This is a genomic window from Streptomyces sp. RG80 (assembly GCF_040446465.1).
In the GTDB taxonomy this organism is placed as follows: domain Bacteria; phylum Actinomycetota; class Actinomycetes; order Streptomycetales; family Streptomycetaceae; genus Streptomyces.
Genome location: NZ_JBEAAJ010000018.1, coordinates 95049 through 118537 on the forward strand (window position 1 = coordinate 95049; position 23489 = coordinate 118537).

Consider the following 23489-nt stretch of genomic DNA (forward strand, 5'->3'; position numbering starts at 1 on the left):
GTCACCCGCACAAGCCGGTTGCGCAGGATCCGCGCGCCGGTGCGCAGGACGCCGACAAAGGCTGCGCAGTCGGGTGCACAAGTCGATTGCGCAGGATCCCCGCACCGATTGCGCAGGACGCCGGAAAGGCTGCGCAGTCGGTCGTGCGCCCCGATTGCGCAGCCGTGCCGGGATGCGTGGTACGGCCAGACCATGGGCGTACCAGGCCCGTCCACAGCGCAAGTTGTCGGATCGTGACCGTTGGTCTGGGTTCGTGGTCGGCCTTCTGGTCTGGGGTGCCGGGTGAGCTGACGGTATGGATCTCGCCCACGTCTGCACCCTCGATGCCCCTGTTCGCTTCGCCCGCTCAGATCGGCCGCAGAGCATCGACGGCCGCGGGTGCATGGCGCGCGAGGGATCGCGATGAGCCGCCTCGGAGCGGGGATCCGCCGCGGGGTGATGGCAGCGGATCAGTTCACCCAGATCGCCAACGGTCTCTTCCGCGACGAGCGGCTGTCCTTCAAAGCGAAGGGCATCTTCGGCTCCATCAGTACTCACCGGACCGGGTGGCAGGTGACCGTCGCCGATCTCATGCGGGCCGGGCGCGACGGGCGGGACGCGATACGGGCCGGCCTGAGCGAGCTGCAGACCCACGGCTACCTCGTGCGCGAACAACTACGGCGGGACGACGGCACCCTCGGCGACTTCGTCTTCTCCATCACCGACCGCCCCGCGACCGGCGACACCCGCCTTCCACAGCCCGTCGCGGCGCTCCCTTCTGCCTCGGCACACCGTCTCGACGGCGGGGCGGGGATCCGCCGGGGGGTCATGGCAGCGGATCAGTTCACCCAGATCGCCAACGGTCTCTTCCGTGACGAGCGGCTGTCCTTCAAGGCGAAGGGGCTGTTCGGTCTGATCAGCACGCACCGGGACGGCTGGCAGGTGACGGTCGCGGACCTGACGCGCCGCGGCCGCGACGGAGTAGCCGCGGTGAAAAGCGGCCTCAAGGAGCTGGAGAAGCGCGGCTTCCTGCGCCGGGAACAGACCCGCAACCACGACGGCACCCTCGGTACCGTCGCGTACTTCATCACGGACCTGCCTAGCCTGGAAAACCGCAGGTCGCAACCGGTGACGGGTTTTCCGCCAGCGGATTACCCGGCGCCGGGTAATCGCACCACTAAGAACACCAACAGAAAGAACACCACTCAGCAGAACACCAGCCCCCTCCGTCCGTGCGAGCACGGCGACGTCGCGCACACCTCCAGCGGGCCACCAGCCGCGGACGCGACCGCACCCGCACCGCCGGCGGACGAACTCCATCCCGGCATCCACCTGCTGCTCGAACTCGCGGCCGCCCGGCCCGAACTGCTGCTGACCGGGCAGGCGCTGACCGATCAAGGCCGCGTCGTCACGGTGATGCTGGAGTCCGGCTGGAGCCGCGAGCAGCTGCTCCACATCATCGCCGCCCGGCCCCTGCCCCACCCGGTGCGCACCTCCGTCGGCGCGATCATCGCCGCCCGCCTGCGAGCCGCCCAGGCCTACCCCCCGCCCGCCCTCGCGGCCGACCACCACGACGAGCCCGACCACCACGACGAGCCCGTCTGGGACGACCCGCAGCCGCCTGCGGCCAACTCCACGGCCGCGCGCACGGTGGGCGAGGCCCTCACTTACCGCGCCCTGGTCGAATGCACCGGCTGCGGCGTGCCCGCCACCGCCCCCGGCGAGGACCTCTGCCCGACCTGCCTCGGCTGGCCACCGTGCCGCACCTGCCCCGGCCCCACGCCCCGGCGCGCCCACCCCGACAGCGACGGCCGCTGCACGACGTGCGGCTCCGTTGCGGCCGATCCGATGGAAGGAAGCATCCTGTGACGGACACCCGCCGCACCCGGCCGCCGACCGCGACCGCGCATCACGAGCGCCCCTTCGCCCGCGCCCGGGGCGGTGAGACAGGGAACGTCGCTTGGCCGAACTCGGCCACGACCTGCGCTGGGATGCGGCCAGTCTCCTCCGAAGCCAGGACACCCGCTCCGCCTCGGCCCGTCTCATCGCCAACGAGCGGCTGATGCTCCAACTCGCCCAGCAGGTAGCCCAGATGCGCTGCGCCTCCAAGCACGGAGCGGCCAGCACCGACCAGAGCCGTCAGTTCGACCCGCTGCCCGGCCCGTACCCGCCGGGCGCTGGGCCGATGACATCCGCGCCGCCTCACCACATCCACGACGCCACGTCACTGGAAGGGACCTTCCTCATGCCCGAGCCCGACCCCAGCCCGGCCCGCAACCGGGACGTGTACCTGCTCTTCGCGCACGCGCCGTACTACCCCGGCCCCGGAACCCAGGAGATCAACACCACCGTCGTCGCTGCCGACTCGCTGCTCCACCCGCAGGTGTGCCAGCCCGACGGCGCCCGGATCCACGATCTACTGACCCAAGGACGGCAGCCCGGCGAGATCATTCCGCTGTCAACCCTCACCCACGAACTGGGCGGTGGCGCCGACTGGCCGGCCGTCGGTGACTGGGAGCGCGTCACCACCGACCTGTTGCAGCTCGTCCACTTGGGGAACTGCGATGCCCTCAGTCTCGGCCTGCCCGAGATCGCGCGCGCCCTCCTCTGCAGCGGTCCGCACAGCCATGTGCGCGCCTTCGATGCCGCAGCTGGCAAGCTCATCGCCTACGGACCCGACGAACGGGACGCCACGCTGGCTGAGGTCGGAGCATTCCTCGCCAGCCTCGTGGCCGAACAGGACCTGTGGCCCGGCGACGGCCTGCTCCCGCCGCTCGCCCGACGTCCGTGATCCGGCCGCAACCCGGGTAGACACGGACACCCGTCCAGAGCCTATGAATACTCCCCCCTCTGGGCTGTGACTGCCCTTCAGGAAGCTCCGAAGGCACCACTGACCTCGCAGATGACGCAGCCCTCTGGCCCCTAGCTTGCCGCCCATCGTGCCCACTGCCGCTTCGCCAAGCAGGCGGGCTGGGGGCCTGACATGCTTCGGGCCATAGAGTCCCGGACAACTCCCGCCGAAGAGCCCGCGGAGGGGCGGGCCTCCGCAGGATGCGACGCGCCTGCGTGTCCGAGAGATGATCCGCTCTGGAAGCTGACCCCTGGTTCAATTAGGCAGCCCACGAAACGTTTGTCACGGCGCCGTTGTCCGTGACCGCACATGAACTGCCCTTGGTTTCCCGAGGCCCGTTCAGTGAGTGGACTCCCGCCGTCATCGTTGCCGTCGCCATTGCCGCGACGATGCGCTGGCCAGTCACCGCGGATCTCCGGAAGGCAGCCCCTCACCCGGCGCAGGGCAACGCTTGCCCTGGGGGAGAGCACTCTCTGCCCGGGGCAAGCATTGGTGCTCAGCTGGCGGCGTTCTCGAGGTCGCGTTCCGGGGCCGCCTCCAGCGCGGAGGTGTTCTTGTTGTCGGCGAGGGCCGCGAGGTGCCGTTCGGCGTCGAGGGCGGCCTGGCAGCCGCTGGCGGCGGCGGTGATGGCCTGGCGGTAGGTGTGGTCGACGACGTCGCCGGCGGCGAAGACGCCGGGCAGGTTCGTACGCGTTGAGGGCGCGTCGACCTTCAGGTAGCCCTGGTCGTCCAGGTCCAGCTGGCCCTTGAACAGTTCGGTGCGAGGGTCGTGGCCGATCGCGATGAACAGGCCGGTCACGTCCAGGTCGCGGGTGGCGCCGGTGAACACGTCGCGCAGCACTACTCCGGCGAGCTTGCTGTCCGCTTCCTTGATCTCGGCGATCTCGCTGTCGAAGGCGAAGGAGATCTTGTCGTCGGCGAAGGCGCGGTTCTGCATGACCTGGGAGGCGCGCAGGGTGGAGCGGCGGTGGACGACGGTCACGGAGCGGGCGAAGCGGGTGAGGAAGGTGGCCTCTTCCATGGCAGTGTCGCCGCCGCCGACCACGACGATGTCGCGGTCGCGGAAGAAGAAGCCGTCGCAGGTGGCGCACCAGGAGACGCCCCGGCCGGAGAGCTCGTCCTCCTTCGGCAGGCCGAGCTTGCGGTAGCCGGAGCCGGTGGCGACGATCACGGTCTTCGCGCGGTGCACGGTGCCCGCGGTGTCGGTGACGGTCTTGATATCGCCGGTGAGGTCGACGTCGACGATGTCGTCGTCGATCATCTCGGCGCCGAAGCGCTCCGCCTGGGCGCGCATGTTCTCCATGAGGACCGGGCCGTCGATGCCCTCGGGGAAGCCGGGGAAATTCTCGACCTCGGTGGTCGTGGTCAGCGCACCGCCGACGAAGATGGCGCCGCCGAAGACGAGGGGCTTGAGTTCGGCGCGGGCGGTGTAGAGGGCGGCGGTGTATCCGGCGGGGCCGGAGCCGATGACGATGACGTCACGCACGCCGTCACTGTAGGTAGCGCTCACGCTGCTCACGCCTCCTGCTTGGCGTCGATCTCGGCGATCAGGGCCTCGATGCGGGTCTTGATTTCGTCGCGGATGGGGCGCACCGAGGCGACGCCCTTGCCCGCCGGGTCCTCGAGCGCCCAGTCGAGGTACTTCTTGCCGGGGAAAATCGGGCAGGCGTCGCCGCAGCCCATCGTGATGACGTAATCGGATGCCTGGACGGCCTCGGTGGTCAGGATCTTCGGCTTGGCGTCGGCGATGTCGACGCCGACTTCCTTCATCGCCTCGACCGCCGCCGGATTGACCTGGTCACCAGGGATCGATCCGGCGGAGCGGACCTCGATCCGGTCACCCGCGAGGTGGTTGAGGAATCCGGCGGCCATCTGCGAGCGGCCGGCGTTGTGGACGCAGACGAACAGCACGGAGGCGAGCGGGCTGGAGGACATCGGTTCTTCCTTCACGACGTGGTGGAGCGTTGATGCGGGTACGGGTCAGGTGTTCGGCAGCGAGTCGAGCAGTTCGGTGATGTGGGCGTCGATCTCGTCGCGGATGTCGCGGACGACGGCGATCGGGGCGCCCTCGGGGTCGGCGACGGGCCAGTCGAGGTAGCGGCGGCCTGGCACGACGGGGCACGCGTCGCCGCATCCCATGGTGATGACGATGTCGGCGGCCTGCACCACTTCATCCGTCAGGGGCTTGGGGAATGCGTCGGCGGCTTGGACTCCGGCCTCGGTCAGGGCCTGCATGACAGCGGGGTTGATGGTCTCGGCAGGGTGCGTACCCGCGGAGGAGACGACGACGTGGCCCGCTGCGCGGTGGGCCAGCAGGGCTGCGGCCATCTGCGAGCGGCCGGCGTTGTGGCTGCACACGAACAGCACCCTGGGCAGGCCTGTCCCCGGTGCTTCCGCGATGTGCGCGAGCGCGTCTAGGCGTTCAGCGGCCAGGTGTTCGGCGAGGACAACGAGGTGGGTGCGGATCCGCGCGGTCTCAGCGAGCCGGGCGTAGGAGTCGACGATGAGGCCCTGGATGGTCTCCGCCGAGAACTGGCCTCGGTAGCGGATGGCGAGACGAGCCGCTCCGGTCGCAAGCCGGTCATCCGGCAGGACGGGAGGCGGGGACGAAGCCATGTAGGGCCCCCTTCGCATGGGGTTGCGGGTCCCATAGGTCAGCCCGGGCTGGTATCAGCCCGGCGTGATGTGACAGTATCAGTCCATGCTGACGTCAGTCGACACTGATCTGATCCGGGTTCTGGCCGATCCGCTCAGGCTTCACATCGTGACCCTGCTCGCCCGCGAGACGCTGTGCGCCACCCACCTGATCGAGGAGACCGGTGCCAAGCAGACCAACCTCTCCAACCACCTGAGAGTGCTGCGTGAGGCGGGGGTCGTCGATACGGAGCCCTGCGGGCGCTTCACCTACTACAAGCTCAAGCCCGACGTCATCGCCTCGCTCGCCGGCCAGTTCGCCGACCTGGCCGAGTCCGCCCGAAATGCCGCAGACAACAAGAGGGCCTGTCCGTGACCCGCACTGAAGCAACCGCGACCACCGAGGAGGCCTCGGTCGTCGCGAAGCTGTCGACGCTCGACCGCTTCCTCGCCGTCTGGATCATCGCCGCCATGGCCCTCGGCCTCGGCCTGGGCCGCGCCATCCCCGGCCTGAACGACGCCCTGGCCAAGGTCGAGATCGGTGGGATCTCCCTGCCCATCGCCGTCGGCCTGCTGATCATGATGTATCCGGTCCTGGCCAAGGTCCGTTACGACAAGCTCGACGCTGTCACCGGCGACCGCAAGCTGATGATCTCGTCGCTGGTCATCAACTGGGTCCTTGGCCCCGCGATCATGTTCGCGCTGGCCTGGATCTTCCTGCCGGACCTGCCCGAGTACCGCACCGGGCTGATCATCGTCGGCCTGGCCCGCTGCATCGCCATGGTCATCATCTGGAACGACCTCGCCTGCGGCGACCGTGAAGCGGCCGCCGTCCTGGTAGCCCTCAACTCGGTGTTCCAGGTGATCGCGTTCGGTCTGCTGGGCTGGTTGTACCTCGACCTGCTGCCGGGCTGGCTCGGTCTGGGCGACGGGGAGCACCTCGACATCTCCATGTGGAAGATCGCCCTGAACGTCGTCATCTTCCTCGGCATCCCGCTCCTGGCCGGCTTCCTCACCCGCCGCCTGGGTGAGAAGAAGATGGGCCGAGAGTCCTACGAGTCGAAGTTCCTGCCCAAGATCGGCCCGTGGGCTCTCTACGGGCTGCTGTTCACGATCGTCATCCTCTTCGCCCTGCAAGGGAAGACGATCACCTCCCAGCCGCTGGACGTCGCCCGCATCGCACTGCCGCTGCTCGTGTACTTCGCGGTCATGTGGTTCGGCACCTTCGCGCTCGGCAAGGCCATCGGCCTGGCGTATGACCGCACGGCGACGCTCGCATTCACTGCGGCCGGCAACAACTTCGAGCTGGCCATCGCGGTCGCCATCGCCACCTTCGGCGTCACCTCCGGCCAGGCCCTGTCCGGCGTGGTCGGTCCGCTGATCGAGGTCCCGGTCCTGGTCGCGCTCGTCTACGTGTCGCTGGCTTGGCGCAAGAAGTTCACCACGTCTGAACTGACCACTGCGGGGGGAGCCCGCTGATGCACTGCCTTGACTGCCGCACGCAGCAAGCGGTGAGCACGGCAGTAGGGATCTGCCGCGACTGCGGTGCCGCCGTCTGTGAAGTGCACGCTCAGGTGACGGCGAACCAGGTCCGGCGCGGAGTGCTGCTCGCTGCTGCGCACCAGCCCCCGGACCGTACGGTGTGCTGCGCCACGTTTGCGACGGAGCGGGCCGCATGACGCAGCATGCCGACGTGGTGGTGATCGGCGGCGGACAGGCCGGGCTCGCCGCCGGCTACCACCTGCGCCGCCACAAGCTCGACTTCGTCATCCTCGACGCCCAACCCACACCGGGCGGAGCCTGGCGCCGCACCTGGGACTCGCTGCACCTGTTCTCCCCTGCAGCATTCTCCTCACTGCCCGGCCGGCTCATGCCCGCCCAGGCGGGCCAGGAGTACCCGGACGCCGGACACGTCGTGGACTACCTGGCCGACTACGAGCAGCGCTATGACCTGCCCGTCCAGCGCCCGGTCAAGGTGAGCGCGGTGCGGCCCGACGCCGGGGGGCTGCGGGTGGAGAGCGACATGGGTGTCTGGACGGCGGGCGCGGTTGTGTCGGCAACCGGCACCTGGTGGCGCCCCTTCCTGCCCGCCGTCCCCGGCCGCGAGGTGTTCGCAGGCCGTCAGCTGCACACCACCGGCTACCGGCGCCCCGCCGACTTCACCGGCCAGCGGGTCGTCGTGGTCGGCGGAGGGAACTCCGGCGCCCAGATCGCCGCCGACCTCGCCGTCCACGACGGTGTCGACCTGACCTGGGTCACCCAGCGCCCGCCCCGCTATCTGGCCGACGACATCGACGGCCGCGCCCTCTTCGACGCCGCCACCGCCCGCCGCCGCGCCCTGGACGAAGGCACGGCCGATACCGGCGGTGTGGCCTCGCTCGGCGACATCGTCGCCGTACCGCCGGTCCGCGCCGCACGGGATGCGGGGCTGCTGAAGGCCCAGCCGATGTTCGACCGGCTCACCAACAGTGGGGTGGTGTGGGCCGACGGGACGTCGGCTCCCACGGACGCGGTGATCTGGTGCACGGGCTTTCGGCCCGCCCTGTCCCACCTGGCCCCGCTGGGCCTGCGCGGGACCCGCGGGCACATTGTCACCGAGGGCACGCGCGCGATCGGCGAGCCGCGGCTGCACCTGCTCGGCTACGGCGACTGGACCGGGCCCGCTTCGGCCACCCTGATCGGAGTCGGACGCCCGGCCCGGGAGGCCGCCGCGCAGATCGCAGCCCTCCTGTCCTGACCACAGGCGCCACGCCCCTGCGGGTTGGCGGCGCAGCCGGGACAAGACGTGGCTGACGTCGCGGCCAACCCCGCGCAGGGTCTGGGCGGGAGCGGCGGGGCCGCACTTGTGCCATGGCGCCGTGCCGTAATGACTGACCTGTGCCGTCAGCGGGGCCCGGCGGTCGTGTTGGCACCTCGTCAGGGCCGTGGACGTTCACTGTTCAGGCCCGCGGCCGGCAGTGCAAGGACGGGCGCCGGTGCTCCGGCTGAGTGCCACCCCGCGGCTCGAAGGAGCGGTCAGCTGCATGCGGCGCGGGGTACGGGGTCCAGGATGGAGCGGATTCGCTTCAGCCCGTCGTGGTTGACGGAGTACCAGGCCCAGGTGCCGCGGCGCTCCCGGTCCAGCAGCCCCACCTCGGTCATGATTTTGAGGTGGTGGCTGACGGTGGACTGGCGCAGTCCCAGGCTGCCAGCCAGGTCGCATACGCAGGCTTCGCCGTTGGGGGCCTGCTCCAGCAGTCGGAACAACTGCAATCGGGTCGGATCGGCGATGGACTTGAGTATCGCGGACAGCTGTTCGGCCTCCGTGCGGTCCAGGGGCTTGCACTCCAGTCCCGGTCCGCACGAGCCGTTTTCGAGGAAACCGTCCTGCGACGCCTGCAGCTCTGTGAGAGTCACGGTTCAACCATAGACGCCGAGTGATCACTCGTGTGCGATCAAAAATGGACGTACTACGAATCCGTCTGCTCTCGGGCCGCCACGCCGCCGGTGCCCTAGCGGCTGCGGCCGACGACCGGATGCTGCCGCAAAGCGGCGCTGCAACAGAATTGGCGATGGCCGACTCCGGTTCCGGTCGGTCTGGCGGTGTCTGCCTCAGCGGGCTGTGACAGGGCAACGAGCCTGGCGTTCTATGGCGGCACGCACGGCAGCGCTCTGGTGGTTGAGCGGCAACACGGCACGGCCGGATGGATGTCCCGCTCACTCAGCCACAAGTCCCGGGCGGCCTGGGCACGGTAGAACCACCGCGAGCGGCGGGAGCGGCTGCGGGCGTGCGGCCACGGTAACGGCGGCGCGGGCGGCGGTCCGAGCAGAGAGGTGTGGCGCCAGGCTGAACTGGCGGGCCGGCCAGGCGGCTAGGAGGTGAACGCGATTGGGTCCCGTCAATCGGCGCATCCGGGTTCCGCTCCGCTCTTGGCAGGTGATTAGATAACTGTCAACATAGAGGCATGTCTAAGTTGGCTTCAGGTCCTGCCGTGCTGGCTGCCACCACGTCGTTGCAGTGCTGCCAGCCGTTGGGGCGAGAGGAACTCTCCGCGGCCGATGCGGAGAAGATCGCCGCCATGTTCAAGGCACTGTCCGACCCGGTACGGCTGAGGCTGTTCTCCAGGATCGCCGCACAGCCCGACGGCGAGGCCTGTGTCTGCGATATCCAGGACGTCGGCGTCTCCCAGCCCACCGTCAGCCACCACCTACGCAAACTGCGTGAAGCGGGGCTGCTGGAGTCGGAGCGGCGCGCCAGCTGGGTGTACTACCGGGTGGCCCCCGGCGTGCTGGCCGCCATGGCCGGCCTGCTGTCGCAGGCGGTCTGAGCCTGCCGCACCGGTCGGTGGCCCGGTGCACGGCGGGCACCGGGACCGTGGGCGTGCCTCGCCCATCTACATCTCCCCAGAGGGACGCTGGGGTGAGGAGACGACATGGACCACCACGGGCCGGAGACCGAATGCCAAGGAGAGTGCCTGCAGCTCAGCGAAGCGGACACTGCCTGGTGGTCGAGCGTGTTCAAAACGCTCGGCGACCCCGTTCGCCTGCAGTTGCTCGTCCGCCTGGCCGCGCTGAAAGGGGCCGAGGTCCCGGTGCACGAACTGTGTGACGTGCAGGTGTCCGCGTCGACGGTCAGCCACCATCTCAAACGGCTGCGCTGCATGGGTTTGATCGAGAGCCGCCGCGACGGACGCATCATCTACTACCGCCTCGGACACGGGGTCCGCGCGGTGTTGCTGCAGATCCTGCATCAAAGGGAGCGGGCAGGAACGCCTTGAAGAGCGACCCCCGAGCCCACCCCAGTCCTTCGGCCCTGTACCCCTCTGATACGCGATCGCAGGCCAGGGCCGAAGAATGCGGGGACAACAGGCGTTTCCAAGCTGACCCTTCAGCAGGAAAGGGGTCAGGAGACTGCGGCGGGGGATGCCGCCACCGGCTGGTCCAAGTGCACGGTCGTGTCGCACAGGCGCTCCACCTGCGCCGGGTCGTGGGAGACGAGCAGGACAGCCCTTCGGCCGTGCAGCGCCGCGATGGACTGCTCGACGGTGTCCCTGCTGCGTTCGTCGAGCGCGCTGGTCGGCTCGTCGAGGAGCAGACCGGCCGGTTCCAGGGCCAGAGCGCGAGCCAGACACAGCCGCTGGCGCTGTCCCGCGGACAGGTTCGCGGCCGGCGAGTCGAGCCGGTCGGCGACTTCCTTCCAAAGCCCGGCTTCGTGCAGAGCTTGTTCGGCGCGTTCCCGGAGCACTTCCCGGGAAGCCCGCAGGACGTGCCGCAGGCCGAACAGGGCGTTGTCGAGGATGCTGCCCCCGAACACAACGGGCGTCTGCGGAACGAGGACGATCCTGGCCCTGAGGTCGGCGTCTCCCTTGCCGGGCGCGATCGTCCGGTCCAGCACCTGCAGGTCGCCCTCGCGGGTCAGCCCGCGGGGGAGCAGATCCACCAGGGCGCGCAGGACGGTCGACTTTCCTGCGCCCGACGGTCCGCACAGCCCGGTGGTGGATCCGTGCTCGAGACTGAAGGAGACGGGCCCGACGAGGGTCTTGTCGCGGCTGCGTACGCGTAGCTGGCGCACGGTGATTACGCTGTCCATCGCTCTCCTTCGAAGCGGTTGCGCAGCCAGACCGCCGCGCTGAGGAGTACTGCAGTGATCAGGACCAGCACCATGGCGCTTCCCCATGCCTGGCTGACGGCCTGCGGGTCGCCCGAGTCCTGGGAGAGAGTGAAGATGTGGGTCGGCAGTGCCTGCACCGGGGATTCCACGATGCCGCTCGGCACGGTGGGAGCGCCGAAGAAGACCGTGGCGGTGAACAGCAGCGGAGCGGTTTCACCCGCTGCGCGGGCCAGGCCCAAAAGCAGGCCGGTGACCGTCGCAGGCCAGGTGTAGGGGACGATGACGGACCGGATGTACTGCGCCCGGGTCAGCCCCAGCGCCATGGCGCTCTCGGTGAGCTCGGTCGGCAGGCTCCGCACGCGGGCTGATGTGGTCAGAGCGATCACCGGGATGACGACCGGCACCAGGACGATGGCGCCGGCGAGCCAGGATCGGCCCCATCCCATGGTGGTGGACAGGATGACGAATCCGGCCAGCCCCAGCAGGATCGTCGGTGCTCCTCCCAGGACCACGGTCAGGGTCTGCAGCAGACGCGCCGTGCGCTCGGATGCGTGGACGCCGATCAGGATGCCGGCGCCGAAGCCGAGCGGCAGAGCCAGCAGGCCGGTGGTGACGGTGAGCAGCACGGTGCCGACGATCTGGTCGCGTACGCCGCCGCCGGCCGCGCCCGTTGCCCCGGTGAACCAGAAGGACGGGTTGAACGCGGCGCTGCCGCGTGTCGCCAGGACGGCGATCATCCCGACCAAAAGAGCGCTGGGCAGCAGCAAGGCCCCCAGCCGCACGGCCATCATCAGCCGGTCCCGCTGCACCCGCAGCCGCGGTGTGCTGCGGTAGCGGGCGGTCTGCTTGCTGGTGGGGCGCTGGCGCCGTTCCCGGGTGCCCCAGATCGTCACCGCGGCCACCAGCGCCAGCAGGACCAGGCCCAGGCCGCACAGCGCAGCGAAGTAGGGGCCGGAGGTTCCGGCCAGGACAGGCTCCGGACCGGCGAGTTTCGTCGTCAGTGTCTGTCCGGGGTGGACCAGCGAGTCTACGAACTCGCCGAAGCTGGTGGGTAAATGGCCGTCGGCCCGGCCCACGACCAGGAACACCGCGATGGCTTCACCCAGGGCGCGCGCAAGGCCGAGCAGAACGGCTGCCCGCATGCCCGAGCGTGCGAGGGGCAGCACCGACGAGCGGATGACTTCACGGCGGGTCAGCCCGAGCGCGAAGGCGGCCTCGCGGTAGCGGTCGGGCACGGCGGCCAGCGCGTCGACACTGACCGCCACGATCGTCGGAGTGATCATGACGGCGAGGACGATTCCGGCAGCCGCGAGACTGTCCCCGCCCGGTACGCCTGCCATCTGCGCGATGAGCGGACGGACGGCCATGATGCCGATGAGACCGTAGACGATGGACGGGACGGCAGCGAGCAGCTCAACGCACATCCGCAACGGCCGGGCCACCCGGGCGGGGAGATACTCCGACAGGGCGAGAGCCGCTGCCCAGCCGACAGGCACCGCGAGGGCGAGCGCCAGCGCACACACGACGGCGGTGCCGTAGATCATCGCCAGGCCGCCGAACAGGGAGTTGGGCGGGCTCCACGCCGCTTCGGTCAGCAGGTCCAGCCAGTCGACATGACCGCTGCTCACCCCCGCCCCGAGATACCCCGCGACGGTCAGGAGCAGCCCTGCCACAGCGAACGCCCCGGCATACACCCAGCCCCAGACCCATCTCGAGCGTCGTGGGCGGACGTCAGGCTTGGGGGTGACGGGTTTTCGCGCCAGTGTTTCGGTGGCCATCGGCTACTTCCCGATCTGCTTGAGCGTCAGGTAGCCGTGTTTGGTCATCAGCGCCTGGCCCTTGGCCGACAGGACATAGTCGATGAACGTCTTCGACGTCCCCTTCGGCTCACCGTCTGTGATCAAGAACAGAGGCCGGGACATGGGGTACTTGCTGGAGGCGATGTTCTCGGAGGTCGGTGCGATGCCGTCCAGCGTCACCGCGGCCAGCTTGTCGCGCCCTTCGATGAAGCTCGTGGACAGCGGCGCCACCGCGCCGGGCGTGGACTCGAGCTTGTTGCGGGTCTCGAGGTTGCCGCCCACGATGGCGAAGTTGTCGGAATTCGGGGGCGGCGGGGCCTTCTTGTCGCCGTAGATGTACTTGTCGAGTACTTCCCGCGTGCCGCGTCCGGGTTCCTTGTCGTAGACGAAGACTTCCAGGTCGGGCCCGCCGACTTCGGACCAGTTGGTGATCTTCCCTTCGAACAGGCCGCGTACCTGGGCTGCGGTGAGGTTCTTGACGCCGCCGTCGGCGACTTCCTTGGTGACGATGACGCCGACGGCGTCCGCACCGATCTGGACAGGGTGGAAGTCGGTGTTGGGGCTGGCGGCCTTGTCCTCGTCTGCCAGCGGCTTCGAGCTCATCGCGATGCTGATCTGGCCGGAGCCGAGCTGGGAGATGCCGCCGGCGGAACCACCCTGGGTGGCCACGGTGATGTCGAGACCGTCGGTCTTGAGGGCCTCGGCCGCATCCGCGGCTACCGGCGCTACCGTGGTCGACCCGCTGACTTGCAGTGCGCCACCGCCTGCTTGGGCTTTGCTGTCGGCGCAGCCGGCCACGGACATGACGAGCAGTGCGGTTGAGGCGAGAGCGGCGGTGCGCCGCTTCATGGTGAACACGTGTGGGGCTCTTCCTTCTTCCAGCGGAACCGTGGGGTCGTGGCGTGGGACCTGCAACGTCCCTCGGGCAGTCACCGATCGGACGGCGCGGGCAGGGACGGCCAGGCGGCCACGTTCCGGGCGGTCGCCTCAACAGCGAACGGGCCGCCCCACGCAGAGCCGCAGCCGGTGCCGAAGGAGCCCGGGCCAGTCGCCATCGGCGATGACTGCACGGCGGGCATGACGTCGTGCACCGCACGACGGGCGAAGCACACGCGCGCTCCGAGGAGCGCTGCGGGCATCGACGGCGGGTGCAGGCCGGGCCGGAGGCTACGGGCCCTCCAGACGGCGATGCTCGCCAGCGTCGCGGCAGCCATGACGGCGACCCGTGCGGCGGGGGAGAGATCCGTGCCGGACACGAGGGTCATCGCGGGGCCGGAAGGAAGAAGAAACAGGCAGACAAGGGCTGCCGTGACGGCAATTGCCCAGGCGGTCGCAGGGTGCGTTCCGGCCTGGGTGGCGCTGGCCGATTCGGGGACGGCTCGGACCGGGCCGGCGGCCGCGGATGGAGCGGACACCAGTGAGCGAACGAGTTCATACATGTCAGATCCTTCGGGGTTGGCGGTGCCCTGAAAGAGAACGCGGGCCGGGCACCCGAAGGGGCTGCCCGCGCAGGCTGCAGTGGATCTGTGGATCTGGTGCGTAGGTGGGGCCGGCGGTTCAGGGGCCGGCACCCTGATGCGGGTAACCGGGCTCAGGAGCCCGGATCTTGAGGTCTCCTCTCCTTCACCGGGCTGTGGTGAGCCAGACGTGAGCGGACGGCGCCAGGTGGACACACAGTCCGCCGTCGGTGTCACTGGTGTGCATGGACCCGCTGACGAAGTGCCAGGTCCGCTCGGCGTGTTCGGGCAGCAGGGACGGCAGGTGGATGCGTACCTCGTCGGCGGTCGGGTTGTGCAGGCCCAGGACCGCGCGGGAGCGGTCGGCGGCCTCGCGCAGCACGGCGCCGACGCCGTCGGCGTCCAGTGCGCGGACGACAGCGTCCTTCGCGAACGCCGCCTCCAGGTGCGCGGAGTTCGCGCAGCCGGTCAGGTCGGGCGCCTGGGGCCAGGCGGTCTGGACGGGGGCAGAGGCGAGCGGGCTCACAGCAGGGGCCTTCCTGTCATGGCGGATCCGGGTTTGTGTCCCAGCAGGTGCAGGACGGTGGGAGCGACGTCGGCGAGCGTGACGCTCTCCGGGAGCACGGGCGCCGGTGTGGCGGTGCCTGCGGGCACGATGACCAGGGGCACCGGGTGGGTGGTGTGCCCGCCGTAGGGGCGGGCGGTGCCGTCGGGTGCCTGCTTGGTCATGGTCTCGGCGTTGCCGTGGTCGCCGACGGCCAGCAGCCACCGGCCGCTGTCGCGGGCTGCCTCGAGGATCTGTCCCACTGCGGCGTCGGTTGCCTCGCAGGCGCTGACGGTGGCGGCCAGATGTCCGGTGTGCCCGACCACGTCGATGTTGGCCAGGTTGGCGATGACCAGGTCGACGTCCGTGCGGCCGACCGTCTCGACGACGGCGGCGGTGACGCGGTCGAGGTTCATCTGCGGCCGCGCGATGTAGTCGGGCTTGCCCTCGCCGGTGATCCGCACGTGTTCCTCGACGCTGCGTACCGTGGCGTCCCGGCCGTTGACGTAGTAGGTGACGTGCTCGAACTTCTCGGCCTCGGCGATGCGCACACTGCGCAGCCCGGCCGCGGAGAGCTCGTCGGCCAGGCCGCCGGAGGCATCTGCCCGCTTGACCAGGGCGGGTATGGCGGCGCGGGTGTCGTACTGGGCCAGGCTGAGCATGTCCGCCGAGCGTCCACTGGCTGCCAGGTGCTCGATGAGGCCGTCGGCGAACTGCTGGATACGGTCGCTGCGGAAGTTGAACCACACCACCGCGTCCCCGTCGGCGATGGCCGCATCCCCGGCGGCAGTGAGCACACTGGCCGGCACCCACTCGTCGCCGCGTTCGGAGGCGGCCACCGCCTGCTGCACGCTGCCGGCCGTTGCGCCGCGGCCGTCGGCGACCAGGGCGACCGCCTGCTCGGTGAGGTCGAGGTTGCCGGCCTTGTCCATGGCGTATCCGCGGCCGATGACGGTGGCGATCTGCCCCGTGCCGGCCTGCTGCGCGAGCGCGGCGACGCGCTCCAGGTAGACGGTTGAGGTGCCGTCGGCGACGTCGCGCCCGTCGGTGATCGCGTGGATGAACACGCGGCGCACCTGGTGGGCGGCCGCGGCGGCCAGCAGGTCACCCAGGTGATCGACGTGGGCATGGATCTGCCCGTCCGAGCACAGCCCGATCAGATGCAGGGCGCGCCCGGTGGCGGCCGTCTTGGCAAGGGTGGCGCCCAGCCTGGGGTGGGTGCGCAGGGTGCCGTCGTCGATGGCCTGCTGGACCAGCAGGCTGTCGTAGGGGAGCGGCCGTCCGGCACCGATGACCATGTGGCCGATCTCGGAGTTGCCGACCGTTCCCGCCAGCAGGCCGACCGCTTCGCCGGAGGCATCGGCCAGCGTGCTGGGAAAGCGGGTGACGAGGTCGTCCAGGACCGGGGTGTGCGCCAGGGCCAGGGCGTTGTCGTCGGCTGCGGGGGCGTGGCCCCAGCCGTCGAGCACCAGCAGGATGCCCGGTCCGGCGAACGCCGCCTCAGAGGTGCTCATATGGTGCTCTCCAGGGAGGGGTGGAGGGCGTCGAGGGTCTGCCAGAAGGCGGGGAAGGACTTGGCGACGCAGCCGGGGTCCTTGATGACGACGCCTTCGGTGCGCAGGCCGCCGATGGCGAAGGTCATGGCGATGCGGTGGTCGTCGTAGGTGTCGATGACCGCGGCGTGCGGGGTGCCGCCGGTGATGTACATGGCGTCGGCGTGTTCCTCGACGTCGATGCCCATCTTGCGCAGCTCGGTGGTGACAGCGGCGATCCGGTCGCACTCCTTGACCCGCAGGGAGGCGATGTTGGTGATGCGGGTGGTGCCCTCGGCGTAGGCGGCGGCGATGGCCAGGGAGGGCACCACGTCGGGCATGGCCTCCATGTCGATGTCGATGCCGCGCAGCCGGCCCCCGGACAGGGTGATGTCGCTGCCGGTGACCTGGGTGTGACAGCCCATCCGCTCGAACGCCTCCACCAGGTGGACATCGCCCTGGTGGGAGCCTGCGCCGATGCCGGGGATGGTCACCCGGGACTCAAGAATGGCGGCGGCGGCCAGGAAGTACGACATGCCCGAGGCGTCCGGCTCCACGGTCACCTGCCCGCCGCGGGCCTGCTGCCCGGCGGGGACGGTGAAGCGGCGGTAGCCGTCGCGTTCGACGCTGACGCCCATCTCCTTCAGTGCCGCGAGTGTCATCTCCACATACGGCTTGGAGACCAGCTCGTCGCTGATGGTGATCTCCGTGTCGCTCTGGGCGCGCAGCGCGTTGATGATCAGACTGGAGGTGAACTGGCTGGAGACGGCGCCGCTGATGGTGGTGGCGCCGCCCTTGAAGGAGCCGCCGACGATCCGGATGGGCGGGCTGCCGTTGCCGCGGACGGCGATGGCGTCCACCCCCAGCGGCGGCAGCGCCGTGAGCAGGTCGCCCATCGGGCGTTCCTGCATGCGGGCGTTGCCGTTGATCACGGTGGTGCCCTCGGCGTGCCCGGCCATGGAGATCAGGAAGCGCAGCGGGGTGCCGGCGCCGCCGACGAAGATCTCCTCCTGCGGTGCGCGCATCGGCCGGCCCGTGGGAGTGACGCGGATCCGGGCGGCAGCATGGTCGATGTCGCAGGTGACGTGACCGAAGGCCTCGAGGGCACGGGAGAGGTAGAGGGTGTCGTCGGACAGCAGCGCATTGTCGATGACCGTTTCCTGCCCGGACAGGGAGGCGATGGCCAGGTAGCGATTGGTGTAGCTCTTGGAGCCCAGAACGCGGACGGTCTCGTCGAAGGCCGCCAGCGGCCGGACGGTGACGGATTCGGCCTTCAGCCGCGGGTCAGATGTGGCGCTCATGTGCTGCCTCCGTGAGAGTGGACGGGGTGTGCGGTCTTGGCGGCCTGTGTCAGGCCTTGACGACGCGGCAGGCGAAGCATTTGAAGGCCTGCTGGCCGGAGAGGTTGTCGTAATAGCGGTCGTCGGGAAGGGTGTTGGCCGCCTCATAGCGGGGGTCACCGAAGAGGTCGCCGACCTTTTGCGCGGGACCAAAGGTGTTGGGCACGAACACGGTGTCCGCCCGGATGCCCTCCCACAGCAGCGCGGTCCCGGTCACCGAACCGCGAGGGCTTTCGACGCGGACGTCGTCTCCGTCGGCGATCCCGGCCCGGCGGGCGGCGTCGGGGTGGATCTGGATGAAGCGGATGCCGTTGAGCTGCTTGCCGGTGGCAGTCCAGTGGGTGACCTCGGCGAAGTGCACCACGCTGGGCCGGCCGGTCATGCCCATCAGCGGGAAGTCGCGGTGCACCGCGCCGGTGCCGGGCACGCCCAGGCGCACCGGGTGGGTGACGGCCTGGGGGTTGATGGGGTTGGTGACGAACGTGCTGCTGTAGGCCAGCGTGGGGTGTGCCCCGGTGACTTCCGGGTGGGTGTAGAAGATGGGCAGTGCACTGTGCCCGGTGACCGACAGCTGCTTGTCCAGCTCGGCTGTGGTGATTTCGACCTTTCCACTCGGCGTGAGAAAACGCTTGCCACGAAAGCCCGGATCCAGGGATTCGGCCGCCTTGTACCAGCTGGGATGGTCCAGGTAGAGCGTGCTCACCCCGGGGTGGTCGGTGCTCGGGCAGGGCCAGCGCAGCGGTTCCTTGCGCTTTTTCATCCGCTCGCGGGTCATGCCGCCGGCGCCGGGCGTGTGGGAGACGAAGTCGTCCCACAGCTGCTTGTAGTCCATCCACCGTTCGGGGAAGGCCTCGCGCCAGTCGGCGGCCGGGCGGCGGGTGTCGAGGTCGGCCAGCGCCTGTGCGAGGCCGATCCAGATCTCCCAGTCCGGCCGGGACTCGCCCACGCGCTCGACGACTTGGTCCTGCCAGCGGATGGCGCGGTCGTCGCGGCGCATGTAGACGCCTTCCATCTCCAGCCCGCTGCACACGGGCAGGATGATGTCGGCGTAGTAGGCGGCCTCTTCCATGAACAGGCCGGTGTAGACGTAGAAGTCGAGCTGCTCGAACGCCTTCTTCACCTTGGTGGTGTTGGCGGAGGACACCAGCGGGTTGCCCTGCGTGATCACCGCGCGCAGCCGGTAGGGATTGCCGGTGAGGATGGACTCGGCGAAGTAGTCCGGGCCGACCGGCAGTGCCTCGCGCCGCTTGGGTACCTCCGCCTTGAGCGGCGGCAGGTGCAGGTCGCCGGGCCAGGTGTTGTGCATGAAGTTGCAGCCGCCGCCCGGGCGGCCGATGTTGCCGGTGACCGCGGCCAGGAAGGTCGCCACCCGGTAGGTGTCGAAGGCGCCGAGCTGGTGCGAGATCCCGGCGTTGCAGAAGATCGCTGCCGGCCTGGCCTGCGCGTACTCCTCGGCCATGGCGGTGATGGTGGCCGCGGGCACGCCGGTGACCTTCGCCGCCCACGCGGGGGTGTACTGGTGCTTGACCAGGTGGGCGCGCAGCTCGCCGAAGCCGACCACCCACCGCTTGACGAACGCCTTGTCGTACAGGCCCTCATCGACGATGTGGTGCAGCATGGCCAGCAGCAGCGCGAGGTCGGTGTGCGGCTTGGGTGCCACCCACCGGTCGGCCGCCGCGCCGGTCGGCGTCAGCCGCGGGTCGACCACGGTCAGGGTGGCCTTGGTCTTCTTGCGCCCGCGCAACAGGTAGTCGAAGGTGACCGGGTGGGTCTCGGCCTGGTTGGTGCCCAGGAACAGATAGTGGCGCGCCGAGCCAAGGTCGTCCTTGCCGGTGGCGCCGTCGATGCCGTAGCCGTTGGTGAAGTTGCCCAGGCCGAAGGTGGCCGCCAGCGCGTTGCCGCCGGCGTCATTGCAGACCGGGCCGACGTCGGTGTTGTTGGGGCTGCCCAGCATCGTGAACAGCCGGGCCACCAGCGAGCCGGTGCCGCGCGGCAGCCTCCCGGTGGTGCGGTTGGCGATGGTGTGGGCCTGCCCGGCGTCCCGCAGCGCCAGCAGCTTCCCGGCGATCGTGCGCAGTGCCTCCTGCCAGCTGACCGCCTCGAACTTTGAGTGCGGCGAGCCCTTCGCGCCGGAGACGCGGCGCAGCGGTGTCGTCAGGCGCTCAGCGTTGTACACGAGCTGGGGCATCAGCTCCGCCTTGACGCATACCTGCCCCTGCTGCACCGGATCGTCGTCCTCGCCGCGCACGGCCAGCACGCGGCCCGCCTTGAGATCGACGTTCAGACGGCAGTTGCTGTTGCAGAACTGACAGGCCGTCGCCACCGTCCGGTCCGGGGTCAGAGCAGCGGACTGGTCGGTGAACGCCGCCCCCGCAACACCGCCGGGCGGTAACGCGGAGCCCGGGGTGGCGGATGCGTGCGCGGGGATGAGAGGCAGCAGAGCGGGCACTCCGAGGCCGGTGCCGCCGATGACGCTGCCGCGGACGAATCCGCGCCGGGACAGGCCGTGCTGGTCGGACTTCATGAAGAGGTGAGGTTCCTTCCGCCTGTTGTGGGGACGAGGCGGGCATGGCGGTGCCCGGGCCGTGCGCGCAATGGCGCACGGCCTTGGAGACTGCAGCGGTCGTGCGCGTCAGTGAGAAGCCGTCGTCGCGAAGCCCGCCTTGGCGCGCACGGCGGCCAGGAACGCCTTGAGGATCTCGTGCTCGGAGCCGGGCTCGGAGGACAGTTCGGGCTGGAAGAGGCTCCCCATGAAGAACGGGTGACCGGTGATCTCCAGAGCACGCGGCGCGCCGTCGACGTCCCAGGCGCTGATCTGCAGCGATCCCTGGCTGGCAGAGTCCATGAAGGCGTCGGTCAGCCCGTAGTCGCAGTGGAAGATCTCCTCCACCTCGGTGGTGCCGTAGATGGAGGCCAGCAGTGTGCCCTCCTTGACTTTGAGTGGCGCCTTCTCCCCGCGGAAGGAGCACTTCAGCGGCGTGACGAGCGGCATCAGCCGCTCCGGGTCCTCATCGACGCCCTCGGCCTCGGGCAGGTGCAGAACGTTCTGCGCGTGCTCGATCAGGGCGCTGAAGAAGCCTCCGCAGGTGCCCAGGAACGGCAGCCCGTTCTCCCGGGCGTAGCGCACCGCAGTGTGCACGCCCTTCTGGTTGAAGTAGGGCGCGCCGGGCACCACCCATATCCCGTCGAAGCCCTGCAGGAGTGAGGTGTCGTGGATGTCGGTGGTCGGGATCCACTGGGTGGTCAGGTCCCACTGCTCACGCATCGCGTCGATCTTGGGATGAGACGGCTCGTCGTGATTGCCGCGGTCGCCCACCAGGGCAAGTCGGGGCCGAGCAGAGACTGACATCGTTTCCCTTTCAATATTTCAGGAAGGGCCCGGAACAGCCGTCGCCGGTGACGGTTCCAGCCTCGTGAGCGCAGCAGTCCGCGTGCCGAGCGCGGTCTGCTCCGCAGGAAGTGGTCGTACGTGAGGTGATGTCAGGACCGTGCGCCACACACGGATCCGTGAACAGAAGTGGGAGAACCGAGGCGTGTTATCGCCGCGCCGGCGGTGATGCGACTGAGAGCGTCTGCCTGCCGGATGTACGCATGTGTCCCCCTGGCACCCCGTGAGCGGGACCCTCTGCGCAGGCCCCCGTGCTGCTTCTCGCTCAATTTATCGATGACGGTCAAAGTATTCGAGGGTCTCCTGCTCAGCCTGGAACGATTCGCGCCAACTCAGCACCCTGCACCGGAACGCCGCCTTCCACGGTGCGGGGTGAGGGTTGATCAGGATCTTCGGCACGGACGCCGTCCTGTCGCGGAGCGCGGCGCCGCGCGACGGGCCGGACGGCCAGCGGACCGGGCAGTGGTGCGGCCTTGGGGTGTTTGCGCACTTCAGCCCCGAAATCCCCTGCCGTGGACGGCCAGTTGTGAAGGCGCGGCGCAGATGGCCGGATGCGGCATACAAAACTCGCCGTTATCAACAGCAGACGCTGTTGATAACTGTGTTTGCTGCTTAATTAGGGGTGGCCAGCGGCTGGCCCGGCCTCTTCAATCCCCCGCGGGCCCGGCCGGCCCTGGCTGCCCCATGTGGGCGCCACCCCGTCGCGCTGGAGGAGAACGCACGTTGAACCGCTCAGCCGGCCATCCCCGCAGATGGCAAATCCTGAACATCCTGTGCCTGAGCCTGGTCCTGATCGGTCTGGACACCCTGATCCTCAACCTGGCCCTGCCCAGCATCCAAAAGGACCTGGACGCCACCAGCAGCCAGCTGCAGTGGACCGTCGACTCCTACGCCCTGGCCTTCGGCGGCCTGCTGCTTATGGCCGGCGGTCTGTCCGACCGCTTCGGCCGCAAGCGCCTGCTCTCCATCGGCCTGGCCGCGTTCGCACTGACCAGTCTCGGCGCGGCCTTCGCCTCCAGCGCCGAAATGCTCATCACCTTCCGCACCCTGATGGGCATTTCCGCCGCCTTGATGATGCCCGCCACCCTGGCCATCATCAAGGACGTCTTCCCGCCCGAGGAACAGGGCAAGGCGATCGGCATCTGGTCCGGAGCCGCCGCCGTGGGCGTGCCGCTGGGCCCGGTGGTCAGCGGACTGCTGCTGGAGCACTTCTGGTGGGGCTCGATGTTCCTCATCAACGTGCCCCTCGCCGCCATCGCCCTGATCGGCGGTGCCAAGCTGATTCCCGAGTCCAAAGCCGACGGCCACCCCGGCCTGGACCTCGTCGGAGCCCTGCTCTCGGTTGCCGGCCTGGTCGCCATCGTCTACGGCCTGGTGGAGGCCCCGCACAATGGATGGGGCGACATCGTCACCCTCGGCTCCCTGTTCGTGGGCGTCGTCCTCATGGTCGCCTTCGTGCTGTGGGAGCGGCGCACCGCCCACCCGATGCTCGATGTCGGTCTGTTCCTCAACGCCCGCTACGGCGGCGGCGCCCTGGCGATCGCCTGCACCTCCTTCGGCCTCTACAGTGGCCTCTATCTGCTCACCCAGTACCTGCAGTCCGTGCTCGAACTTGACCCGCTGGGCGCGGGCCTGCGCATGCTCGCTATCGGCACCATGATGATCGGCGCACCGCTGTCGGCGAAGCTGGTCGAGCGCACCGGACTGAAAGCCACCGTCGTCCTGGGCCTGTTGCTGTGCGCGGCCGGGCTCGGCGTGCTGGCCGGACTGCAGGTCGACGACGAGGCCCAGGCACTCATCGGGCTGGCCGTGTTCGGCCTGGGCATGGGCATCGCCCTGCCGGCTGCGGTGGATGCCATCCTGGTCGTCTCCGCCGCCCGCCAGGCCGGCGCCGGCTCCGCCGTGGCGGATGTGGGCATGCAGGTCGGCGGCGCGCTGGGCATCGCCATCAGCGGCAGCGTGATCACCACCCTCTACCGCGACGACCTGCCGCAGGCCGCAACGCTGCCCGGGGAAGCGGGAGATGCGGTACGAGAGTCCCTGGCCGGCGCGTCCGCGGTTGCCCAGCAGGTGGGCGGCAGCGCAGGCCAGAAGGTCCTGGCCGCCGCCCAGCAGTCCTTCGTCGGCGGCTTCGCCACCACGCTGCTGATCGCTGTCGGTGTCGCCGTGGCCGGAGCGGTCACCGCCGCGCTCGTCCTGCCCCGAGACCGTGCGCCCGAGGACGACGGCACCGCGCAGGCCGAAGCCGCCCACGGCACCAGCGCCGATGCCCCCGCAACCTCCTGATCCCGAAAGGGCGGACAGTGCGTAGGATCAAGCCCGTAGCCCGGCCCGGCGCGCGCGTCGCGGCCCGCCCGGCGCCGGACGACCGGCCC

General features: G+C 69.6%; 22 protein-coding genes. 9 read left to right on the forward strand and 13 right to left on the reverse strand.

Going from position 1 to position 23489, the window contains the following annotated elements:
* Nucleotides 1-402 precede the first annotated feature (402 nt).
* On the forward strand, nt 403-1848 hold the full coding sequence (locus ABKA17_RS44370) for a hypothetical protein (protein ID WP_353698126.1): 1446 nt from the start codon (nt 403-405) through the stop codon (nt 1846-1848).
* A 91-nt stretch (nt 1849-1939) separates the two neighbouring features.
* Nucleotides 1940-2770 (forward strand): hypothetical protein, encoded by an 831-nt coding sequence (locus ABKA17_RS44375; protein WP_353698127.1) that lies wholly within the window; start codon nt 1940-1942, stop codon nt 2768-2770.
* A gap of 556 nt (nt 2771-3326) precedes the next feature.
* Here the strand turns inward: ABKA17_RS44375 and trxB are convergent.
* From trxB to ABKA17_RS44390, 3 genes are read right to left on the reverse strand one after another with little or no spacing between them, the layout of a single operon-like run.
* Entirely contained in the window at nt 3327-4316 is a 990-nt protein-coding gene (gene trxB / locus ABKA17_RS44380) for a thioredoxin-disulfide reductase (protein WP_353698128.1), read from the reverse strand.
* A gap of 29 nt (nt 4317-4345) precedes the next feature.
* Nucleotides 4346-4765, reverse strand: a complete 420-nt coding sequence (locus ABKA17_RS44385) for an arsenate reductase ArsC (RefSeq protein ID WP_353698129.1) — start codon at nt 4763-4765, stop codon at nt 4346-4348.
* Between the two features lie 45 nt (nt 4766-4810).
* On the reverse strand, nt 4811-5446 hold the full coding sequence (locus ABKA17_RS44390) for an arsenate-mycothiol transferase ArsC (RefSeq protein WP_353698130.1): 636 nt from the start codon (nt 5444-5446) through the stop codon (nt 4811-4813).
* 85 nt (nt 5447-5531) lie between these two features.
* Here ABKA17_RS44390 and ABKA17_RS44395 point away from each other — a divergent pair, with 85 nt between their 5' ends.
* Genes ABKA17_RS44395 through ABKA17_RS44410 form a run of 4 tightly spaced genes read left to right on the forward strand, consistent with a single transcriptional unit; the run spans nt 5532 to nt 8201 of the window.
* Nucleotides 5532-5840, forward strand: coding sequence for an ArsR/SmtB family transcription factor (locus ABKA17_RS44395; RefSeq protein ID WP_353698131.1), 309 nt, complete (start codon nt 5532-5534; stop codon nt 5838-5840).
* Complete coding sequence (arsB, locus tag ABKA17_RS44400) at nt 5837-6943, forward strand: ACR3 family arsenite efflux transporter (protein ID WP_353698132.1); 1107 nt, start codon at nt 5837-5839, stop codon at nt 6941-6943. Before ABKA17_RS44395 ends, arsB begins: the two co-directional genes overlap by 4 nt.
* Nucleotides 6943-7143, forward strand: a complete 201-nt coding sequence (locus ABKA17_RS44405) for a DUF2180 family protein (RefSeq protein WP_353698133.1) — start codon at nt 6943-6945, stop codon at nt 7141-7143. The genes arsB and ABKA17_RS44405 overlap by 1 nt, the downstream gene beginning before the upstream one ends.
* On the forward strand, nt 7140-8201 hold the full coding sequence (locus ABKA17_RS44410) for an ArsO family NAD(P)H-dependent flavin-containing monooxygenase (protein WP_353698134.1): 1062 nt from the start codon (nt 7140-7142) through the stop codon (nt 8199-8201). Before ABKA17_RS44405 ends, ABKA17_RS44410 begins: the two co-directional genes overlap by 4 nt.
* A gap of 278 nt (nt 8202-8479) precedes the next feature.
* Here ABKA17_RS44410 and ABKA17_RS44415 read toward each other — a convergent pair whose 3' ends face one another.
* A complete protein-coding gene (locus tag ABKA17_RS44415) occupies nt 8480-8860 on the reverse strand; it encodes an ArsR/SmtB family transcription factor (protein ID WP_353698135.1) in 381 nt (126 codons plus the stop codon).
* A gap of 548 nt (nt 8861-9408) precedes the next feature.
* On the opposite strand from ABKA17_RS44415, the gene ABKA17_RS44420 reads away from it, so the two are divergent.
* Nucleotides 9409-9771, forward strand: a complete 363-nt coding sequence (locus tag ABKA17_RS44420) for an ArsR/SmtB family transcription factor (protein WP_353698136.1) — start codon at nt 9409-9411, stop codon at nt 9769-9771.
* A 105-nt stretch (nt 9772-9876) separates the two neighbouring features.
* Entirely contained in the window at nt 9877-10221 is a 345-nt protein-coding gene (locus tag ABKA17_RS44425) for an ArsR/SmtB family transcription factor (RefSeq protein WP_353698137.1), read from the forward strand.
* Nucleotides 10222-10346: 125 nt separating this feature from the next.
* Here the strand turns inward: ABKA17_RS44425 and ABKA17_RS44430 are convergent, their stop codons facing one another.
* From ABKA17_RS44430 to ABKA17_RS44470, 9 genes are all read right to left on the reverse strand, one after another.
* Nucleotides 10347-11033 (reverse strand): phosphate ABC transporter ATP-binding protein, encoded by a 687-nt coding sequence (locus ABKA17_RS44430; protein ID WP_353698138.1) that lies wholly within the window; start codon nt 11031-11033, stop codon nt 10347-10349.
* The gene (pstC, locus tag ABKA17_RS44435; protein ID WP_353698139.1) at nt 11021-12832 is read right to left on the reverse strand and encodes a phosphate ABC transporter permease subunit PstC; all 1812 of its coding nucleotides are present in this window, start codon (nt 12830-12832) and stop codon (nt 11021-11023) included. Before pstC ends, ABKA17_RS44430 begins: the two co-directional genes overlap by 13 nt.
* 3 nt (nt 12833-12835) lie before the next feature.
* Nucleotides 12836-13702 carry a phosphate ABC transporter substrate-binding protein gene (locus ABKA17_RS44440; RefSeq protein ID WP_353698194.1) on the reverse strand — a complete coding sequence of 289 codons (867 nt, stop codon included), beginning with the start codon at nt 13700-13702 and terminating at the stop codon, nt 12836-12838.
* An 80-nt stretch (nt 13703-13782) separates the two neighbouring features.
* Nucleotides 13783-14292, reverse strand: a complete 510-nt coding sequence (locus ABKA17_RS44445) for a hypothetical protein (RefSeq protein ID WP_353698140.1) — start codon at nt 14290-14292, stop codon at nt 13783-13785.
* A 184-nt stretch (nt 14293-14476) separates the two neighbouring features.
* Nucleotides 14477-14836 (reverse strand): hypothetical protein, encoded by a 360-nt coding sequence (locus ABKA17_RS44450; protein ID WP_353698141.1) that lies wholly within the window; start codon nt 14834-14836, stop codon nt 14477-14479.
* Nucleotides 14833-16368, reverse strand: coding sequence for a 2,3-bisphosphoglycerate-independent phosphoglycerate mutase (gpmI, locus tag ABKA17_RS44455; RefSeq protein ID WP_353698142.1), 1536 nt, complete (start codon nt 16366-16368; stop codon nt 14833-14835). Before gpmI ends, ABKA17_RS44450 begins: the two co-directional genes overlap by 4 nt.
* Entirely contained in the window at nt 16365-17687 is a 1323-nt protein-coding gene (gene aroA, locus ABKA17_RS44460) for a 3-phosphoshikimate 1-carboxyvinyltransferase (RefSeq protein ID WP_353698143.1), read from the reverse strand. Before aroA ends, gpmI begins: the two co-directional genes overlap by 4 nt.
* A 49-nt stretch (nt 17688-17736) precedes the next feature.
* Nucleotides 17737-20250 carry a molybdopterin-containing oxidoreductase family protein gene (locus ABKA17_RS44465; protein ID WP_353698144.1) on the reverse strand — a complete coding sequence of 838 codons (2514 nt, stop codon included), beginning with the start codon at nt 20248-20250 and terminating at the stop codon, nt 17737-17739.
* Nucleotides 20251-20358: 108 nt separating this feature from the next.
* The gene (locus tag ABKA17_RS44470; RefSeq protein ID WP_502994543.1) at nt 20359-20991 is read right to left on the reverse strand and encodes a glutamine amidotransferase-related protein; all 633 of its coding nucleotides are present in this window, start codon (nt 20989-20991) and stop codon (nt 20359-20361) included.
* 846 nt (nt 20992-21837) lie between these two features.
* On the opposite strand from ABKA17_RS44470, the gene ABKA17_RS44475 reads away from it, so the two are divergent.
* Nucleotides 21838-23400, forward strand: a complete 1563-nt coding sequence (locus tag ABKA17_RS44475; RefSeq protein WP_353698146.1) for an MFS transporter — start codon at nt 21838-21840, stop codon at nt 23398-23400.
* The last annotated feature ends 89 nt before the right edge of the window (nt 23401-23489 follow it).

What these genes read in the sequence shown, in the direction of transcription:
- pstC (WP_353698139.1), bottom strand. Translation starts at nt 12,832, where the DNA reads ATGGCCACCGAAACACTGGCGCGAAAACCCGTCACCCCCAAGCCTGAC.
- ABKA17_RS44410 (WP_353698134.1), top strand. Translation starts at nt 7,140, where the DNA reads ATGACGCAGCATGCCGACGTGGTGGTGATCGGCGGCGGACAGGCCGGG.
- ABKA17_RS44405 (WP_353698133.1), top strand. Translation starts at nt 6,943, where the DNA reads ATGCACTGCCTTGACTGCCGCACGCAGCAAGCGGTGAGCACGGCAGTA.
- ABKA17_RS44390 (WP_353698130.1), bottom strand. Translation starts at nt 5,446, where the DNA reads ATGGCTTCGTCCCCGCCTCCCGTCCTGCCGGATGACCGGCTTGCGACC.
- ABKA17_RS44465 (WP_353698144.1), bottom strand. Translation starts at nt 20,250, where the DNA reads ATGAAGTCCGACCAGCACGGCCTGTCCCGGCGCGGATTCGTCCGCGGC.
- gpmI (WP_353698142.1), bottom strand. Translation starts at nt 16,368, where the DNA reads ATGAGCACCTCTGAGGCGGCGTTCGCCGGACCGGGCATCCTGCTGGTG.
- aroA (WP_353698143.1), bottom strand. Translation starts at nt 17,687, where the DNA reads ATGAGCGCCACATCTGACCCGCGGCTGAAGGCCGAATCCGTCACCGTC.
- ABKA17_RS44370 (WP_353698126.1), top strand. Translation starts at nt 403, where the DNA reads ATGAGCCGCCTCGGAGCGGGGATCCGCCGCGGGGTGATGGCAGCGGAT.
- ABKA17_RS44430 (WP_353698138.1), bottom strand. Translation starts at nt 11,033, where the DNA reads ATGGACAGCGTAATCACCGTGCGCCAGCTACGCGTACGCAGCCGCGAC.
- ABKA17_RS44420 (WP_353698136.1), top strand. Translation starts at nt 9,409, where the DNA reads ATGTCTAAGTTGGCTTCAGGTCCTGCCGTGCTGGCTGCCACCACGTCG.
- ABKA17_RS44425 (WP_353698137.1), top strand. Translation starts at nt 9,877, where the DNA reads ATGGACCACCACGGGCCGGAGACCGAATGCCAAGGAGAGTGCCTGCAG.
- ABKA17_RS44395 (WP_353698131.1), top strand. Translation starts at nt 5,532, where the DNA reads ATGCTGACGTCAGTCGACACTGATCTGATCCGGGTTCTGGCCGATCCG.
- ABKA17_RS44470 (WP_502994543.1), bottom strand. Translation starts at nt 20,991, where the DNA reads ATGCGTGAGCAGTGGGACCTGACCACCCAGTGGATCCCGACCACCGAC.
- ABKA17_RS44385 (WP_353698129.1), bottom strand. Translation starts at nt 4,765, where the DNA reads ATGTCCTCCAGCCCGCTCGCCTCCGTGCTGTTCGTCTGCGTCCACAAC.
- ABKA17_RS44440 (WP_353698194.1), bottom strand. Translation starts at nt 13,702, where the DNA reads ATGAAGCGGCGCACCGCCGCTCTCGCCTCAACCGCACTGCTCGTCATG.
- ABKA17_RS44445 (WP_353698140.1), bottom strand. Translation starts at nt 14,292, where the DNA reads ATGTATGAACTCGTTCGCTCACTGGTGTCCGCTCCATCCGCGGCCGCC.